We start from the raw sequence: 15309 nt of genomic DNA, 5'->3' as shown, positions 1-15309 counted from the left end.
AGGCGTCAACTCCGGTCATTTGTAGGCGACTTCTAGTCGAAATGAGCCTCCCTGTGTGTCATGGCAGCTGACAGGAGTCACCCGTAGGGGCCACGATGCTCCAACATCGAACGGGGGGCTTGATGAGTGCTGTCGAGAGCGGGTCCGGGGGCGAAGTCCTGAGCCAGAAACAGGGCCAGGGGCCGGGCCAGGGACAGGAGCAGGGCCAGGGGCCGGGCCAGGGGCAGGAGCAGGAGCAGGGCCCGGAGCAGGGCCAGGCGGATGCCGGAGCGGAGCTGGCGTTGCGCGTCTTCACCGGCAAGGAGCGCTGGGGCTGGGAGTTCGTACAGCCGCCCGAACCCCCCGCGCACCGGGACGCCAAGAACCCGCCCGTGTACAAGGAGCCCTCCGGCGACGAGGTCCGCGCCGCGGAGGAGCGGGTCCTGATCGGCGGGAAGTCCAAGGGCTCCGGCTGCATCACCATTCTGCTGGGCGGCGTCGCCCTCGCGGCCGGAGGGGTGGCCGCAGCGGTGCTCGTCGTCGTCCTCGTCGTCACCCTGCTGATCCTCACTTCACCGAGCGCCAGGCTGCGCGCCGCCCGGCGGCGCCTGGAGTCCGACCGCGACCGTGCCCGGCGCGACTACGAGGAGCGCCGGCAGGCCTGGCAGAACCGGATCGCCGCACACCGTGCGGACCACCTGCGCCAGAACGAGAAGCTGGACACCTGGTTCCCGCTCTCCCTCGCCTCCGGGCCCAGCCGGATCGACGTCTTCGGCGGCACGGGCAACGGCTGGGCGAGCCTGCTCGCGACGGTCGGCGGCCCGCTCCTGGGCGCAGGCCAGTCGTTCGTCGTCCTCGACCTCACCCAGCAGGCGGTGGCACTGGAGCTGGCCGGACTCGCCGCCCGGCGTGACGTCGCCATCACCCACGTGCCCATGCCCGGAGCCCTGCTCGACGTCGACCTGAGCGAGGAGTTCACTCCCGAGGAACTGGCCGAGGCGCTTGCGGAAGCGCTGGGCACCATGCGCCCGCCCGGTGCGGACGTCGATCTCCACACCATCGACGTGGACGTCGTGCAGACCGTCGCCGACCTGCTCGAAGGGCCGGTCACCTTCGCCCGCCTGGCCTCCGGTCTGCGCGTCCTGCTCCGGGTCTACGACACCGACCCGGAGGCGGCCGGGGCGCTCAGTCCCTCCGAGGTCGAGTCGATCACCCGGGCCATCGACCTGGTGGGCCAGGGCGAACGCGTCCAGAACGAGCTGCGCTACGTACGGGCCCAGACGGAACTGCTCGCCAAAGCGGCGCCGGCCGCCGTCGCCGACGCCCGCACCGCCGACTGGTGGCGGCCCGGCGGCCTGACCGTCGTCACGACCGAAGACCCCGTCCGCCGCCGCAAGGACCTGACGGACCGCTTCGTGTTCTTCCGGCTCCTCCACGTCCTGCGCAAGCGCGCCGTCGCCCCCGGAACCGGCACGCTCGTCGTCGCCGGCGCGGACCACCTGGGCCGGGAGGCACTGGAATCCATGGCGCGCGAGGCGCGGAGCGCCGGAGTCCGGCTCGTCTTCCTCCTGGAACACCTGCGGGAGGCCGCCGTCGAAGTCGCCGGCGGGTCGGACAGCGCCACCGTGTTCATGCGGATGGGCAACGGCGAAGAGGCCAAGGCCGCCGCCCAGTTCATCGGGCAGGATCACAAGTTCCTCGTGAACCAGCTGACCCGGCAGGTCGGGGAAACCCTCACCGAGGGCCGCGGCAGCAGCTACAGCTTCCAGCGGGGCTTCTCGGATTCGGACAGCTTCAACCGGGGCGGTGGCCCAGGGGGCGCGAACTGGGGGAGTTCCAGCTCCGTCTCGACCTCGCTCTCCCGCAGCTGGCAGGACTCGACCAACACCTCCACCGCCCGTTCGACCACGACCGGCGAAAACCTCACCCGCGTCTACGAGTTCGCGGTGGAACCCACCCAGCTGCAGGCCCTTCCGGTGACCGGACTGGTGCTCGTCGAAGCCGGACCCGGCGGCCGCCGCGTGGTGTTCGGAGACTGCAGTCCCGGGATCAACTTCCTGCCCCGGCTCTCGACACGACCTCGCGCGAGCCTGACGTGAGCACGGGGGGCGGGCTCTCCTCGGCCCTACCCACCGCACTCGCCGAGTACCAGTTCCACCGGCTGCTCACCGTGCCGCGCAGGCCCGAGGAACCCCGCGCGGAGGACCGTACGGCCGCACAGCTCATCGCCGCCGTGACGGCCGCCCACGCCGTCCTCTCGCACCGCGGGGAAGGCGGCCCGACGGGGCTCGCCGCGGCGTGGATCCGCCCGGGCCCGCACCGTCCGCTGCACTTCCTCGTGGGCGGCGCGCCCTACTTCCCGCCCGCGGGCGAAGAGGCCGCCGTGGACGACGGCGGACGTCCCGTGCGCTACCCGCCCGGGGCCACGGCCCGCGGCCTCCCGCCGGGCGAAGTGGCCGGCCTGCTGGCGCGGATGCCGTTCTGGCTGCCCTGCCGCGGCTCCCACGACGCGCTGCGCATGGGCGACGACGAGCGCGCCCTGCCGACGGAACGACGCGGTTCGTTCGACGACGCCGTGGCCCACCTGCCGGACGCCTTCGCCTGGCTGGTGCTGGCCGAGCCCGTCCCGTACGAGCGGCTGGAGCAGGAGCGCTCCGCGCTCTCGGTCCAGTTGCCCCGGCTGCGCCAGCGCGAGAACTCCGCAGCCGACCGGGTGGCGGCGGAGCGGGCCGAGGCCCGCTACCGCGAGCTGACGCGGGCGCTCGCCACCGGAGTGTGGAACGTCCGCGTGCTCGTCGGCGCAGCCCGGCCCGAGTCGGCGCTCGCCTCGGCGGCACTGCTGTGCGGCGCGGGCGACCTCGACGACCTGCCGTACGTCCTCGTACCGTCCCGCACCCCCGTCCCCCTCGCCGAGGCGCTGACCGCCGTCACCCCGCAGCCGGCCACCGGGTCCGGACCACCGGGCACCGTGCCCTTCGTGGCCCCCGCGGAACTGGTCGCGGCGCTGGCCCGGCCGCCGCAGCGGGAGCTGCCCGGCATCCGTACGGTGGCGCCGAACCGTTTCGACGTCACATCCGAGGAGACGGGGGATGCCGCGGCCGCCGACGGCTTCCTGATCGGCGACATCCTCGACGAGTCGCTCTCGGCCGCCGACCAGCTCCACGTCTCGCGTTCCACCCTCAACCGGCACGCCTTCGTCTGCGGGGCCACCGGTTCGGGCAAATCCCAGACGGTACGCAGCCTGCTCACCGCCCTGTCCACGCACGAACGGCCCATACCCTGGCTCGCGGTCGAGCCGGCCAAGGCCGAGTACGCGCGCATGGCCGGACGCCTCGGCTCCGGCAACGGACCGCAGAGCGCACGCGGGGTCACCGTGATCCGGCCGGGAGACGTGGACGTCGCACCCGCCTCGCTCAACCCGCTGGAACCGGAGCCGGGCTTCCCGCTGCAGAGCCACGTGGACCTCGTACGGGCCCTCTTCCTCGCGGCGTTCGAGGGGCACGAGCCCTTCCCCCAGGTGCTGGCCCGGGCACCGTCCCAGTGCTACACGGCCGCCGGATGGGACCTCGTCACGGGCGAACCGCGCCCGGTCCACAAGCCGAAATACCTGCTGAGCGAACCGGACGAGCCCCGCACGGCGGTCTACCCGAACCTCGGCGACCTCCAGGAGACCGCCCGGCAGGTCGTCGAGATGATCGGATACGGCAAGGAGATCACCGCGGACGTACGGGGCTTCGTCGACGTCCGCATGGGCTCCCTGCGGGAGGGAACACCGGGCCGGTTCTTCGAAGGCGGCCATCCCCTGGACATCGCTCGTCTGCTGGCGGGAAACGTGGTCCTCGAACTGGAATCGATCACGAACGACCAGGACAAGGCCTTCCTCATCGGCGCCGTGCTCATCCGCATCGTCGAGCACCTGCGGGTCCACCACGGTGCGGGAGGGGTGCCGCTGCGCCACGTCCTCGTCGTGGAGGAGGCACACCGGCTGCTGAAGAACGTGGCCGACGGCCCTGCGGCGGCCGCCGTCGAACTGTTCGCCTCACTCCTCGCCGAGATCCGGGCGTACGGCGAAGGCGTCGTCATCGTCGAGCAGATCCCCAGCAAGATCCTGCCCGACGTGATCAAGAACAGTGCGCTGAAGATCATGCACAGGCTCCCGGCGGAGGGCGACCGCCGGGCGGTCGGCGCCACGATGAACCTCCAGCAGGAGCAGAGCGAGAACGTCGTCGCCCTGCCTCCGGGCCGCGCCGCCGTGGCCTCCGACGGGATGGACCGGCCCGTCCTGACGGCGATCCCGCACGGCGAGCACGACGAGAGCGCGAAGCAGGCGTCGACCGAGCCGCCGCTGCTGGGCAGCCGCAGCCCGCTCTGCGGAGCCTCCTGCCTCAGTGAGCCGTGCACCCTGCGCACCATGAACGACTCCCACCACCGTTCGGTGGAGCCGCTGCACCTGATCTGGGTGGATGTCGTGGCAGCGGCCCAGGCGATGGGGAAGGGCCCCCCGGGCCCGGCGGACGCGGTCCGCGCCTCGCTGCGGGCACTGCCCGAACGCGACCTGCAATGCACCCTCGTGTACGCGGTGGAACGGGCCGTCTCCGCGCGCGAGTCCCTGATGCGCGACGAGATCGACCCGGGGGACTTCGCGGAGCGCCTCTACGCCACGCTCTCGGCGGCCCTGCGCGGCACGCCGCCCCCCACGGGTGACCGGCGCCGCTACACATACGCCAACTACCGCTTCAAGGACGTCCTGGACGTGATCCATTACGCTCGGAAGGCCAACCCGGAGGGCCCGCACAGCTACCCGGAGCGAACAGCCCAGTGGGCATCCCGAGGCCTGGCCCTCACCGGCACCTCGGGAGAGGAACACCGACTCCAGGTCCGGGCCAGGCCGGGTTACGGGGTGGAGAAGGCACACGGCCGGATCGGCGACGTGGAACGCAGCGGCCTGCGCGACGCGGTGGCGGCGGTGACGGGCGGCACGACGGAGGAGCACATCAAGCGGGCCTTCCTGCTGGCCTGTGCGGTGGGACCACTGCTGAGCGCGGTAGTGGAAGCGACGCTGCCACGAGTGGCACAGGAATGCGCCCGGGGGAAGGGGACCCGCGCATGAGCGACACCGGAGCCGGCGTCGGCGCCGTAGACGCCCCGCCCCCGCCGCCACCTCCCCCTCCGCCCCCGGCCGAGCTTGCGGCGCCCGGGGAAGACGAGCTGCCCGACACCACCACCGAGGCCGCGGCGCCGACGGCTGACGGGACCGAGGTGGAGCAGCCGCAGGACGACGACGGTACGGCTGACGCAGCCCCCGAGCCGCTCACTGCCGACACGACGGACGCTCCCGCACCCCCCGCCGCCAAGGTGGAGGAGGGCGACACCCTCGACTCTGAAGCACCGGAGCAGTACTCCGAAGACCCGGACCAGATAGACCAGCCCGAGCCCGAAACACCGGAAACCACCCAGGAGCCCGAACCGGAACCCGAACCGGAACCCGAGCCCGAGGCCGAGGCCGAGGCCGAGCGTGAGCCCGAGGCTGAGCCCGAGCGTGAGCCCGAGGCTGAGCCCGAGCGTGAGCCCGAGGCTGAGCCCGAGCGTGAGCCCGAGCCGGAACCTGAGTCGGAGCCCGAGCCCGAGCCCGAGCCCGAGCCCGAGCCCGAGCCCGAGCCCGAACTGGATCCGGAATCGAAGCCGGTGCCTGAGCCCGAGCGGGAGCATGACGCGGACGCCGGACGGGAATCCGAAGTCGAGCCGGAGCCCGTTGCGGAACAAGACCCTGAACCTGAGCGGGAACTCGAACGCGAGCGGGAGCTCCGACCCGACCCCGAAGGGGAGCCGCGATCCGAAGCGCCTTCCGGGGCCGAGTACGACCGCGCCGAGCCGGATGCGGATCGGGACACGGCCGCGCAGGAGACGCCGCCTGACTCCGCGACGTCACCCGAAGCGGACCGTGCCGAGCGGGACGATCCGACGGGCACCGACAGCACGCCTGAGCAGCAGGCCGCGGAGACCGGAGACGAGCCGGAACCCGCAGCCGAGCTCACCGAGACCGTGGGCGTCGTGGCCGAAAGTACGGTCAAGGCCGGAGTGGCCGTGGCCGAGGCCTCCGTGGCCCTGATCGGGGCCGCGGTCGACGCAGCGGACGAGGCCGCCGCCGGCGCGGCCTTCGACGCCCGCGCCGACGCCATGCAGCGGAGCGTGAACGGCGACCGCTCTACCGACGTGCGTGCGGCTGTGCGGCCCGATGCGCAGGACGCGGCCCCGGACTCGGGCGACGATCCGCCGCCGGAGTCCCCGGCCGAGGGCACCACGGATGACCCGGCTTCGGGTGCACAAGGGGGGGATCAGCCTCCGACCGGTCCTCCGGACGCCGGCGTTCCAGGGCGTTGGGATAGCAACCTGCCGCCCGATCGGCTGGAGGAGATTTACAAGTCCGAGGTGCATGCACACATCTTCGGGGACTACGCCGGTGGCGAAAAGGCGCCCACGGTCATCTTTGTCGGAGGGCCGCCCGGTTCCGGGAAGTCATTTGTCATGGAAGGAATCCGCGAGGAATTCGGCGAGAACATCGTGGCAATCGATGCCGACACCCTCCGGGCGTTCCATCCGCAGTACGACGAAGTCTTGGCAGAAGACCCGCAGGCCATGCCGGACGTGACGAGCGATGCGATCGGCAAGTGGACCGAGATGGCCATCGCCGAATCCCGGGACGGCAAGTATAACGTGGCGATCGAAGGGACTTTCCGCAACCCGGCAGTGCTGCTGGGTACTGCCGAGTCGTTCGGTAAGGAATGGCAAAAGGAAGTACGTGCTGTCGCCGTACCGCAGGAGGTGAGCAGGCTCGGCACGGTGGATCGGTTCGCGAGCGTCGAGAACGGCCGGTGGGTCCCGCCGAAGGTGCATGATCAGGCTTACGTGAACAATCCGGAAACACTTCTCGCCGCATTTGAATCCGGACAGTTCCAGAGGATTTCCATATCCAACAGGAGGGAGATCCTGGCCGACAGTGTGCGTGTCGATGAGGGGGTGTACGACCCGCCGAGCTCAGAGGTAATGGAGGCCCTCGCTTCGTCGCGTGAAGGGCAGTTGAGTCAAGAGGATGCGCAGGGTCATGTGGCTGCCTTCTACAAGACCATGGATTCGATGTTCACGAAAGATAAAATAAATGATGCGACGTCTCCCGTCGTCTACAGGGTCATGTGGGAAGCGCATGCCATCCAGCCTCATTCCGAGCCCAACGCGATCCAGCGTATGGAGCATGGGAATCGCATATACGCCTACCAGCTCGGACTTCAATTCGAATTCGAAAAAGGGGTGCTGAACTCGTGATCCGCGACGAGGCGCCGTCGTCGGGAGACGACTGGGCCGACGGGGTGTTCCAGGGGCCGGAGCGGTGGGGGTGGGAGTTCGTCGTGCCACCCGCCCCGGTTGCGCATGCTGAGGCGGGGAATCCGCCGACATGGGTCGAGCCGTACTTTCCGGAGCTGGCGCGGCTGGAGCAGGAGGTTGCCGGGCGGATGGGACCGGGGCGGATCGTGGGTGTGGCGCTCGCCATCGCGGTCGGCGGGCTGTTCGTGGTCGGCTTCCTCTCCGTGGTGGTGGCCGTCGGGTTCGTCGTCATCGTGGTGGCCACGAATCCGAGCCGCCGCCGGGACCAGGCGCGTGTGCAGGCCCTCGAGGAGCGGCGACGTCTGTGGGAGACGCACCAGGGGAGGCTGGCCGCCTGGCAGTTGATGCTGCGCGAGCACGAGCTGGCCGAGCGGCGCCGGTGGGCCGCCGCCGACACCTGGTTCCCGCTCGCGCTCGCCTCGAAGCCCGCGCGCATCGACGTCGTCGGCGGCACGGGTGACGGCTGGGCCAGCCTGCTGGCCACTTTCGGCGGTGCGGTGGTCGCGGGCGGGCAGGCGCTCCTCGTCGTCGACATGACGGAGCAGGCCGTCGCGCTGGAGCTCGCGGGCTTCGCCGCGCGGCGCGCGGTTCCCGTCGCGCACGTGCCGTTCCCGGCCGCCGCGCTCCGTACCGATCTGGGCGAGGAGTTCGGCCCCGGGGACCTGGCCGAGTCCCTCGCCGCGGCGTTCGCCACCATGCGGCCGCCCGGGACCGATGCCGACCTGCAGAGCGTGGACACCGCGGTGATCCGCACCGTCGCCCGCCACCTCGACGCCCCGCTCACCTACGGCCGTCTCGCCGCAGGTCTGTCCGTACTGCTGCGCCTGTACGAACCGGGTCCCGACGGATCCGGTCCGCTGGCGCCCCACGAGGTGGCCCTGCTCACCGAGGCCGTCGACTCGGTCGGCCGGGGCGAACGCCGCCAGAACGAGCTGCACTACGTGCAGGAGCAGCTCGCCGCCCTCGCCGAAGACCCGCCGGGCGACGTCGCGGACCGGCCGGCAGCCCAGTGGTGGCGCCCGGGGCAGCTCACCGTCCTCGCCACCGACGGCCTCGGCCCCCAGCGCAAGGACCTGGCCGACCGGATCGTGTTCTTCCGGGTGCTCCATGCGCTGCGCACCCGGGCCTTCGCGTCCGGGACGGGCACTCTGGTCGTCGCGGGGGCGGATCACCTGGGGCGCGACGCGCTGGAGGCGCTGGCGCGCCATGCCCGTACGGCCGGCGTCCGCCTCGTGCTGCTCCTGGAGCACCTGAGGGAGGGCACGCTGCAGCTCGCCGGCGGCTCGGACAGCGCGACCGTGTTCATGCGCATGGGCAACGGGGAGGAGGCGAAGGCGGCCGCGGAGTTCATCGGCCGGGAGCACACCTTCGTGGTCAACCAGCTGACCAGGCAGGTCGGCGAGACCCTGACGACGGGCCGCGCAGGAAGCTACGGCGAACAGCTGGGCGAGTCCCACACCTCGGGCTCCGGACCGGGGATGAGTTCCTCGACCTCGTACGGGACCTCGCTCTCCCGCAGTTGGCAGGAGAGCGTGAACAGCTCGATCGCCACGTCGGTCACGACCGGCGAGACCACCTCGCGCCTCTACGAGTTCACGGTCGAACCGACGCAGCTGCAAGCCCTGCCTCCGACCGGCCTCGTCCTGGTGGACACCGCGTCCGGCGGCCGGCGCGTGGTCTTCGGCGACTGCAACCCGGGGATATCCGTCATGCCACGGGTGTCGCCGTTGCCCCGGTGACGCGGCCATCCGAAAACCAGAGGCGGGCGGGGGCGCTGACCAGCAACAATCGCTCGCATGTTCCTGACGATCTCCACGACCGGCACGGCTGAACGACCCGCCACCGACCTGGGCTTCCTGCTGCACAAGCATCCCGGCAAGACCCAGGCGTTCTCCACGTCCCACGGCACCGCCCACGTCTTCTACCCCGAGGCCACGGACGAACGGTGCACGGCGGGCCTGCTGCTGGAGGTGGATCCCGTCGCGCTCGTGCGGCGCGGTCAGGGCAAGGGGCAGGGGGGCACGCCGGACGCCGCGCTCGCGCAGTACGTCAACGACCGCCCCTACGCCGCCTCCTCGCTGCTCGCCGTCGCGCTGAGCGGTGTGTTCCGCAGTGCGCTGAAGGGACAGTGCGCGGCCCGCCCCGAGCTGCCGGACGAGGTGCGCCCGCTGCGGATCGAGATCCCGGTGCTGCCCGCCCGGGGCGGCGCCGAGCTCGTGCGCCGGCTGTTCGGCCCGCTCGGCTGGGAGGCGGTCACGGCCACCCCGGTCGCGCTCGACGAGACCTTCCCGGAGTGGGGCGACTCCCGGTACGTACGCCTCGTCCTGGAGGGCGAGCTGCGGCTTTCCGACGCGCTGCGCGGCCTGTACGTCCTGCTGCCCGTCCTCGACGACTCCAAGCACTACTGGATCGCCCCCGACGAGGTGGACAAGCTGCTGCGCGCCGGAGACGGCTGGCTCGCCGAGCACCCGGAGAGCGGGCTGATCACCTCCCGCTACCTGGCCCGCCACAAGCGGCTCACCCAGGACGCCCTGGAGAGGCTGGAGCTGGTCCGCCTCGCCGAGGCCGACGGCAGCGAGGTGGAGGAGTTCGACAACGCGGTCGACGAGGGCAGCGATACCGAGGAGAAGCCCGTACCGCTCGCGGTGCTGCGACGCGAGGCGATCCTCGCCGCGCTGGGAGCGGCCGGTGCGGCCCGCGTCCTCGACCTGGGCTGCGGCCAGGGCCAGTTGGTGCAGGCGCTGCTCAAGGATCCGGCGTACACCGAGATCGTCGGCGTGGACGTGTCCGTCCGGGCACTGAACATCGCCGCGAAGCGGCTGCGGCTGGAGCGGATGGGGGAGCGGCAGAGCTCCCGCGTCCGCCTGACGCAGGGCTCGCTCGCGTACACCGACAAGCGGCTCGTGGGCTACGACGCGGCCGTGCTCAGCGAGGTCATCGAGCACCTGGACCTCGAGCGGCTGCCCGCCCTGGAGTACGCGGTGTTCGGCTCGGCCCGCCCCCGCACGGTCCTGGTGACCACTCCGAACGTCGAGTACAACGTCCGCTGGGAGACCCTGCCCGCCGGGCACGTCCGGCACGGCGACCACCGCTTCGAGTGGACCCGCGAGGAGTTCCGGGCCTGGGCCGCAGGCGTCGCCTCCCGGCACGGCTACCGCGTCGAGTACGTCCCCGTCGGGGACGACGACCCCGAGGTGGGGCCGCCGACCCAGATGGCCGTCTTCACCCTGAACACCGGCAACACAGACACCACTGGCAACACCGGCACCGCTGACACCACCGGCACCGACACCCCGAAGGAGGGCGAGGCAGCATGACCACCGACACCACCGACACCACCGTCGCCGGCGGTACCACCACCGACCGCAAGCGCGTACTTCCCGTCACCGACCTGTCCCTCGTCGTCCTGATCGGGGCCACCGGCTCGGGCAAGTCCACCTTCGCCAGCACGCACTTCAAGCCCACCGAGGTCATCTCCTCCGACTACTGCCGGGGCCTGGTCGCCGACGACGAGAACGACCAGAGCGCGAGCAAGGACGCCTTCGAGGTCCTGCACTACATCGCCGGCAAGCGGCTCGCCGCCGGCCGCCTCACCGTGGTCGACGCCACCAGCGTCCAGGCCGAGTCCCGCCGCCAGCTGGTCCAGCTCGCCCGGGAGTACGACGTCCTGCCCATCGCGATCGTCCTCGACCTGCCCGAAGAGGTCTGCGCGGAGCGCAACGCGGCCCGCCCGGAGCGGGCCAAGCTGCCGCGCGCCGTCATCCAGCGCCACCGCCGCGACCTGCGGCGCTCGCTGCGCGGCCTGGAGCGCGAGGGCTTCCGCAAGGTGCACGTGCTGCGCACGCCCGAGGAGGTCGAGTCGGCCGAGGTGGTCCTGGAGAAGCGCTTCAACGACCTCACCCACCTCACCGGCCCCTTCGACATCATCGGCGACATCCACGGCTGCGCCTCCGAGCTGGAGACCCTGCTCGGAAAGCTCGGCTACGAGGACGGGGCCCACCCCGAGGGCCGTACCGCCGTGTTCGTCGGCGACCTCGTCGACCGAGGCCCGGACAGCCCGGGCGTCCTGCGCCGGGTGATGGGCATGGTCGGTTCCGGCAACGCCCTCTGCGTCCCCGGGAACCACGAGAACAAGCTCGGCCGTTACCTCAAGGGATCCAAGGTCCAGCAGACCCACGGCCTCGCCGAGACCATCGCGCAGCTCGAAGGGGAGCCGGCGGAGTTCGTCCAGGAGGTCCGCGCCTTCATCCAGGGCCTGGTCAGCCACTATGTCCTGGACGGCGGCAAGCTCGTGGTCGCTCACGCCGGGCTGCCCGAGAAGTACCACGGCCGCACCTCCGGCCGGGTGCGCTCGCACGCCCTGTACGGGGAGACCACCGGCGAGACCGACGAGTTCGGGCTGCCCGTGCGCTACCCGTGGGCCGAGGACTACCGGGGCAAGGCCGTCGTGGTCTACGGCCACACGCCGGTCCCGGACACCACCTGGATCAACAACACCATCTGCCTCGACACCGGAGCCGTCTTCGGCGGGAGGATGACCGCCCTGCGCTGGCCCGAGCGCGAACTGGTCGACGTACCGGCCGAGAAGGTCTGGTACGAGCCGGTCAAGCCGCTCGTCACCGAGGTGCCGGGCGGTCACGATGGCCGCCCGCTCGACCTCGCCGACGTGCACGGCCGCCGGATCGTGGAGACCCGGCACCTGGGCAACGTCAACGTCCGCGAGGAGAACGCCGCCGCCGCCCTGGAGGTGATGAGCCGCTTCGCCGTGGACCCGCGCCTGGTGCCGTACCTCCCGCCCACCATGGCCCCGACGGCCACCTCCTCGGAGGACGGCTACCTGGAGCACCCCGCCGAGGCCTTCGCGCAGTACCGCAAGGACGGCATCGCGCAGGTCGTCTGCGAGGAGAAGCACATGGGCTCCCGCGCCACCGTGCTGCTCTGCAAGGACGCCGACGCGGCCCGCGAGCGGTTCGGGGTCGACGGACCCACCGGGTCCGTGTACACCCGTACCGGACGGCCCTTCTTCAAGGACCCCGAGGTCACCGAGGAGGTCCTCACCCGGCTCCGCTCGGCGGTCACCGACGCGGGCCTGTGGGAGGAGCTGACTGAGTCCGACAGCGCCTCCGGCGCGGGGGACTGGCTGCTATTCGACGGCGAACTGCTGCCCTGGTCGCTGAAGTCCACCGGCCTGCTGCGCAACCAGTACGCCGCCGTCGGCGCGGCCTCCGGCGCCGTGTTCCCGGACGCCGTCGCCGCCCTTGAGGCGGCCGCGGCCCGGGGCGTCGACACCGGCGAGCTCCTGGATCGCCAGCGCGGGCGGGCCGCGGACGCGGCGAAGTTCACCGAGGCGTACCGGCGTTACTGCTGGAGCACCGACGGGCTGGACGGCGTACGGTTCGCCCCGTTCCAGCTGCTGGCGGCGTCCGGCCGCTCGCTGGCGGCCGTACCCCACGACGAGCAGCTCTTCTGGCTGGACCGGCTCGTCGCCGCCGACGAGGCCGCCGGGACCGGACTGCTGCGCCGCACCGGCCGGATCCTGGTGGACACGGCGGACGCGGCCTCGGTACGGGCGGGCACCGACTGGTGGCTGGAGCTGACGGCCGCCGGCGGCGAGGGCATGGTCGTCAAACCGCTCCAGGCGTACGCCAAGGACGGCAAGGGCCGGCTCGTGCAGCCGGGGGTGAAGGTGCGCGGACGCGAGTACCTGCGGATCATCTACGGTCCCGAGTACACGCGTCCGGACCACCTGGAGCGGCTGCGCGGACGCCACCTCGGGCACAAGCGCTCGCTCGCCCTGCGTGAGTACGCGCTCGGCCTGGAGGCCGTGGACCGGCTGGCGGCCGGGGAGCCGCTGTGGCGGGTCCACGAGGCGGTCTTCGCCGTCCTCGCGCTGGAGTCGGAGCCGGTGGACCCGCGGCTCTGACGGCTCCCGGCCGGAACGACCGGCGTCAAGGGCCGGAACACCCGGCGTCAAGGAAGGGCCCCCGTACGGCCGCTCATTAGGTCGTATGGGGGAACTTTCGCGGAGAACTCCGGGAAACCCACCGGCGGGATCGTTCATCCAGGGCAGCGGAATGTCCGCGACCCTGGAAGGACGGAACGTCACCTATGAAGATGACCGCGCGCGGAAGCATTGCGGCACTCATGACCTGTATGGCCGCGGCAAGCGCGGCCACCCCGGCCATGGCCGACGCGGTGCCGGTGGGAGTCCCCCTGGACGCGGTGCGGACCACGCTCGGCGTGGACGTCCCGCACCTGGCCACCGGAGTCCCGGTGCCCGTGGCCGGAGCGCCCGAGGCGCCCCGCTTCCACAAGGGCGACATGCTGCCGACCCCGCTGCTGCCGGCGGTGCCGATCGGCACCGAGCTCGGGAACACCCTGCTCACCTCCCCGGTGCCGAACCTGGCCGGAAGGCCCGAGACGGACGGCGAGGGCTCGCTGGCCGCACCCGCGACCACCATGCGCACCCGTACCCCGGGACTGCTCGTCGGCTCCCCGCTGACCATGCCCGACGCGTCCAACTACGGGCTGCCGAACGTGACCGTCCCCGCGCTGGGCGTCATCGCCCCGGCCCTCACCGGTACCCCGGAGGCCCTGCTCGGCGTGCGCTGAACCGGCGGGCCCCGGCCCGCCGTCGGATCCGGCGGGGCGGACCCGCTGGAGACGCCCTGGGTCGACGCCACGTCAAAAAGCCGCCCGGTCTGCGAACGTGTACGGCATGGGATTCCATGTCGATTCCGAGACCGGGCGGCTTCGCCGCGTCATTCTCCACCGGCCCGACCTGGAGCTGAAGCGGCTCACACCGAGCAACAAGGACGCGTTGCTCTTCGACGACGTGCTGTGGGTGCGCAGGGCCCGCCAGGAGCACGACGGCTTCGCCGACGTCCTGCGCGACCGGGGCGTGGAGGTCCACCTCTTCGGTGACCTGCTGATCGAGGCCCTGGACATCCCGGAGGCGAGACACCTGGTCCTGGACCGGGTTTTCGACGAGAAGGAGTACGGTCCGCTCGCCACCGACCACCTGCGGGCGGTCTTCGACGGCCTGTCCTCGGCGGACCTGGCCGAGGCGCTGATCGGGGGGATGACCAAGCGGGAGTTCCTGGAGCGGCACGCGGAGCCGGTGTCGGTCCGCTTCCACGCCCTGGACCTGGACGGCTTCCTGCTGGGGCCGCTGCCCAACCACCTCTTCACCCGGGACACCTCCGCCTGGATCTACGACGGGGTGTCCATCAACGCGATGCGCTGGCCGGCCCGGCAGCGCGAGACCGTGCACTTCGAGGCCATCTACAAGCACCACCCGCTCTTCACCGGCTCCGGACCCTTCCACACCTGGTCGCAGGGGCAGGCCGACTACCCGTCCACCATCGAGGGCGGCGACGTCCTGGTCATCGGCAACGGCGCCGTCCTGATCGGGATGAGCGAGCGGACCACCCCGCAGGCCGTGGAGATGCTGGCGCGCGGGCTGTTCGCCGCCGGGTCGGCGACGACGATCGTGGCGCTCGACATGCCCAAGCGGCGGGCGTTCATGCACCTGGACACGGTGATGACGATGGTCGACGCGGATACGTTCACCCAGTACGCGGGCCTGGGCATGCTGCGTTCCTACACCATCGAGCCCGGCGGCGGGCCGAGCGAGCTGAAGGTGACCGACCACCCGCCGGAGCACATGCACCGGGCCATCGCCGCCGCCCTCGGGCTGGACGCGATCCGGGTGCTCACCGCGACCCAGGACGTGCACGCCGCCGAGCGCGAGCAGTGGGACGACGGCTGCAACGTGCTCGCCGTGGAGCCGGGCGTGGTCGTCGCGTACGAGCGGAACGTCACGACCAACACCCACCTGCGCAAGCAGGGCATCGAGGTGATCGAGATCCCGGGCAGCGAGCTGGGGCGGGGGCGGGGCGGGCCGCGCTGCATGAGCTGCCCGGTGGAGCGGGACGCGGTGGCCTAAGA

Annotated in this window: 8 protein-coding genes; all 8 read left to right on the top strand. The window is 71.7% G+C overall.

The annotated features are described in order from the left end of the window. The first annotated feature begins 122 nt into the window (after positions 1–122). The 8 genes from MTF69_RS06595 to MTF69_RS06560 all read left to right on the top strand — a co-directional run bounded on the left by MTF69_RS06595 (position 123) and on the right by MTF69_RS06560 (position 15307). On the top strand, positions 123–2078 hold the full coding sequence (locus MTF69_RS06595) for a hypothetical protein (protein ID WP_243331547.1): 1956 nt from the start codon (positions 123–125) through the stop codon (positions 2076–2078). Next, positions 2075–5089, top strand: coding sequence for an ATP-binding protein (locus MTF69_RS06590; protein WP_243331545.1), 3015 nt, complete (start codon positions 2075–2077; stop codon positions 5087–5089). Before MTF69_RS06595 ends, MTF69_RS06590 begins: the two co-directional genes overlap by 4 nt. Continuing rightward, positions 5086–7299, top strand: coding sequence for a zeta toxin family protein (locus MTF69_RS06585; RefSeq protein ID WP_243331544.1), 2214 nt, complete (start codon positions 5086–5088; stop codon positions 7297–7299). The genes MTF69_RS06590 and MTF69_RS06585 overlap by 4 nt, the downstream gene beginning before the upstream one ends. Further along, positions 7296–9098: a hypothetical protein gene (locus tag MTF69_RS06580; RefSeq protein ID WP_243331543.1), complete on the top strand. Its 1803-nt coding sequence runs from the start codon at positions 7296–7298 to the stop codon at positions 9096–9098. Before MTF69_RS06585 ends, MTF69_RS06580 begins: the two co-directional genes overlap by 4 nt. Positions 9099–9155: 57 nt before the next feature. Next, a complete protein-coding gene (locus MTF69_RS06575; RefSeq protein WP_243331542.1) occupies positions 9156–10676 on the top strand; it encodes a 3' terminal RNA ribose 2'-O-methyltransferase Hen1 in 1521 nt (506 codons plus the stop codon). Next, positions 10673–13282, top strand: a complete 2610-nt coding sequence (locus MTF69_RS06570; protein ID WP_243331541.1) for a polynucleotide kinase-phosphatase — start codon at positions 10673–10675, stop codon at positions 13280–13282. The genes MTF69_RS06575 and MTF69_RS06570 overlap by 4 nt, the downstream gene beginning before the upstream one ends. Before the next feature lie 230 nt (positions 13283–13512). Beyond that, a complete protein-coding gene (locus tag MTF69_RS06565; protein WP_243331540.1) occupies positions 13513–13971 on the top strand; it encodes a hypothetical protein in 459 nt (152 codons plus the stop codon). 106 nt (positions 13972–14077) lie between these two features. Continuing rightward, positions 14078–15307: an arginine deiminase gene (locus MTF69_RS06560; protein WP_243331539.1), complete on the top strand. Its 1230-nt coding sequence runs from the start codon at positions 14078–14080 to the stop codon at positions 15305–15307. Positions 15308–15309: the final 2 nt, after the last annotated feature.

This window comes from Streptomyces sp. AP-93 (assembly GCF_022808175.1).
Lineage (GTDB): Bacteria > Actinomycetota > Actinomycetes > Streptomycetales > Streptomycetaceae > Streptomyces.
The sequence above is the reverse complement of the archived record's forward strand: the minus strand, read 5'-3'. Positions and strand labels throughout refer to the sequence as shown.